We start from the raw sequence: 3,637 nt of genomic DNA, 5'->3' as shown, positions 1-3,637 counted from the left end.
ATCTACGATCATAAATATCTTTTTGAAGCAGCCGGCCGGTATGATGGCCACTACTACTTTGCTCCCGGCAAACGCTGGGGTTATTTCCCGGCCTTCTCCGCAGGATGGGTGATATCAGAAGAGAATTTTATAGCAGATCATGCCACCCCGCTGGAATACCTTAAGCTACGGGCATCCTGGGGAAAATCAGGCAACCTGGCCGGTGCGGCATTCCAGTACCTGAACGGCTATAATTTATACGGCAACGCCTATGCCTACGGTAACGGCAGCATGGTACAGGGATCCAACATTACCCGGGAAGCCAATCCCAATATCACCTGGGAAATATCCACTAAAACGGATATAGGCGTAGACGCTACTTTATGGAAAGGGTTGCTTACACTGGAAGTAGATTATTTTCATGAAAGAAGGACCGGCATGCTGCTGCCGCCGGCAGTAACGGTGCCGGTAGAATACGGTCTGAGCCTCTCCGACGAAAACCAGGGCATTATGGAAAACCATGGTATCGACATTTCTGCCGGTACTACCCACCGTTTCTCCAATGGCCTGCAGCTAAACCTGAACGGCAATTTCAGTTACGCCAAAAATAAAATGATCCAGGTGTTTGAGACCGCCGCCACACACGATAATCCCAACCGCAGCAGAACAGGCAGGCCCCTGGGCACGCAATTCGGCTATCATGCGCTGGGATTGTTCTCACAGGCAGATGATAAGAACAGCGATGGCATTATCAACAGCGAAGACGGATATAACGTTACCCAGTTTGGCGTGCTGCATCCCGGCGATATCCGCTATGCAGATATAGGCGGTCCCGATGGCAAGCCTGATGGAAAAATAGATTCCTATGATGAAACTGTGATCGGTAACCCGGTATATCCTTTTATTACTTACGGCTTCACGCCCAGCGCCTCGTGGAAAGGGTTTGACGTTAGCCTGTTCTTCCAGGGAGCTGCGCTGGCCAGCCTGAACTTCCGTGGTTTTCAAACAGTGCCCTTTAACAACAACAATAGTAATTCATCCTATGAATACTATAACAACCACTGGACACCTAACACACCCGATGCAAAGTATCCGCGTGCAAACCAGTCGCCCTACGCCAATAACACCCAGAACTCTGATTTCTGGATGATGAAAACGGGTTACCTCCGTTTAAAAACGGCAGTGCTGGGATACACGCTTCCCGCCAGGATATCCAAAGCGATGAAGATGCAGAGCGTTCGTTGTTATGTATCCGGGCAAAACCTGCTCACTTTCAGCAAGATGAAATTTATGGACCCGGAGGTAGGCTATACTGACCTGGAAACAGCCTATCCTAACCAGAAGGTATTTGTGTTTGGACTAAATGTGAATTTTTAGATTCATCCTGTTAAACTAAAATATTATGACCCGAATCATACGTCTCCTGCCCGCTGCTATACTGTTGCTCAGTATCCTGTCGTGCAAAAAGGAATTTCTGGAAAATACAGATAAGACAAAGCTTACGGATGCCATCCAGTGGAGCACCGAAGGGAATGCCGATCTTTTCCTCAATGATATTTACAGCGCATTACCTAACTACTGGAACCAGGCAGAGAACCTGGATAATTTCACCGACGACAATGACGCCGGCTTTTATTACACGTCGTATAACTGGAAACAGGGCATTGTAGAAGCTTCCTCCAACGACTATACGATATGGGGCGGCATCACCGGTTCCGGAGATCTCACCAACTGGACAACTACCTTCACCAACATCCGCAAGTGCAACACCTTTATTACGGAAGTGCGTAATAACGCAGCCAACTTCTCACCGGAGTGGCTGAATAAACGGCTTGATGAAGCCCGTTTTCTGCGCGCCTTTTTTTACAGTGAGCTGTGGATGCACATTGGGGGGCTGCCCATTATTACTGTTCCTGCAGACAGGCGTACCATGGACAGCGCTGCCATTTATACTCCCAGGAGCACCTTTGCGGAAACAGTGAGTTTCATTACCACGCAGCTCGATTCCATTTCGACAGGTGGGCACCTGCCGCCTAAATACAACAAAGGCGATGCTGATGCCGGCCGCGCCACCCTTGGCGCTGCGCTGGCGTTAAAAGGATGGGTGGAGCTTTATGCTGCCAGCCCTGCATTTAACGCTGCACAACCCGCCGCAGGCAACGATCCCCATAAGGTAGCCGGTTATAATGACTACGATGCCCAACGCTGGAACAAGGCAGCTGCTACCTTCAAACAGTTCATTGATAACTATGGCAACGGTAAGGCATATGAGCTGTTTCCCGATCCTTCCGCCATCTGGTACGAAGCCAATGAATACCATTCGGAAGTGGTATGGGACCGGCAGGTAGTGGCCAACATAATGGGATCTTCCTTTGAGCAGTACGGCGGTCCGGTGTGGATCAATGGCGCCTACTACACCTGGGGCAACTATTGCCCCACGCAGGAGCTGGTAGACCAGTTTTTTATGGCGAACGGGAAATCCATTACGGATCCCACTTCCGGATATGATCCGCAGCACCCCTATGTAGGCCGTGAGAAACGCTTCTACGACTGGATCGTGTATGACGGCGCCCCCTATAAAATGACCTGGATGGACAAAGGCGATACCATCTATACCCGTATTGATAAGGTACACCCTTCCAAAAACCAGATTGATTTTGGGACCGATGACGTAGGCAACACGGGCTACTATTTTAAAAAGCGGCTTAACCCGCTGGTACGGCCCGGTGGTGGCGCAGTAAGCGGCGCTAACTTTATTTATTACCGCTATGCAGAAGTATTGCTGGGATATGCAGAAGCACAGAATGAAGCTGTGGGGCCTGATGCCAGCGTATACAACGCCATTAACCAGGTCCGCAAAAGAGCGGGCCTGCCCGACCTGGCGCCCGGACTATCCCAGGCAGAAATGCGGACCGCTATCTATCATGAAAGGAGGGTAGAGCTTTGCTTTGAGCAGAAGCGCTTCTATGATATCATCCGCCTGAAAACCGTTAGTACCGTAATGAATGTGGACAAGCATGGTATGAAGATCACGAATACAGTACCCAATAACAATTCAGGCGTGTGGAAGTACGAAGTGGTGCCGCTGAACCATCCGCATGTATTTACCTCAAAGATGTACCTGAACCCCGTACCACAGGATGCAATAGACCGGAACCCGAAACTGGTGCAGAACCCCGGGTATTAAGTAAAGAGATTCATTTTATTTCAAAAAAGTTGCAGGACACCCCTGCAACTTTTTTGTTTTAATAAGCTATATTGGTGAAGCCAACCCTAAGCCGTATGAAATTAATAACAACCTTTACCCTTTTTCTGGTATCAACAATTTCTTTCGCCCAGACAAAGGACCTCTCAACCCTGCCTTCTTATGACTGTTCTTTAAAAAAGGTAATGGCCATTATTGGCAGGCAAACAACGATTGCATCGCCGGATAGCAGCACCGGCCTGGAGGCAATGCTTGCGGATTACTGCAGCACATTTGGCAGCAACTGCATCCGTAAAAAAGAAACAGCATTAACGGATAGCGACTATGCAAAGGATATTTTAATGGTGGGTGTTTTAAGTGATCTTAAAAAGTGGCCGCAGCTAAAAGTACCCATCACGCCCATTGCCAATGGTTTTATAATTAATGACAAAGTATTTAAGGACAGGTCTGATG

3 protein-coding genes are annotated in these 3,637 nt (G+C 48.7%); all 3 read left to right on the top strand.

Going from position 1 to position 3,637, the window contains the following annotated elements:
* Positions 1-1,356 (top strand): SusC/RagA family TonB-linked outer membrane protein (locus tag VIM72_RS26700; RefSeq protein WP_332005869.1); only part of this gene is annotated, 1,356 nt, incomplete at its 5' end.
* A gap of 25 nt (positions 1,357-1,381) precedes the next feature.
* The gene (locus VIM72_RS26695) at positions 1,382-3,166 is read left to right on the top strand and encodes a RagB/SusD family nutrient uptake outer membrane protein (RefSeq protein WP_332005868.1); all 1,785 of its coding nucleotides are present in this window, start codon (positions 1,382-1,384) and stop codon (positions 3,164-3,166) included.
* 95 nt (positions 3,167-3,261) lie between these two features.
* On the top strand, positions 3,262-3,637 hold a 376-nt coding region (locus VIM72_RS26690), incomplete at its 3' end, for a hypothetical protein (RefSeq protein ID WP_332005867.1).

The sequence above is a fragment of the Chitinophaga sp. genome, from assembly GCF_036569185.1.
GTDB lineage: Bacteria > Bacteroidota > Bacteroidia > Chitinophagales > Chitinophagaceae > Chitinophaga.
The sequence above is the reverse complement of the archived record's forward strand: the minus strand, read 5'-3'. Positions and strand labels throughout refer to the sequence as shown.

What these genes read in the sequence shown, in the direction of transcription:
- VIM72_RS26695 (WP_332005868.1), top strand. Translation starts at nt 1,382, where the DNA reads ATGACCCGAATCATACGTCTCCTGCCCGCTGCTATACTGTTGCTCAGT.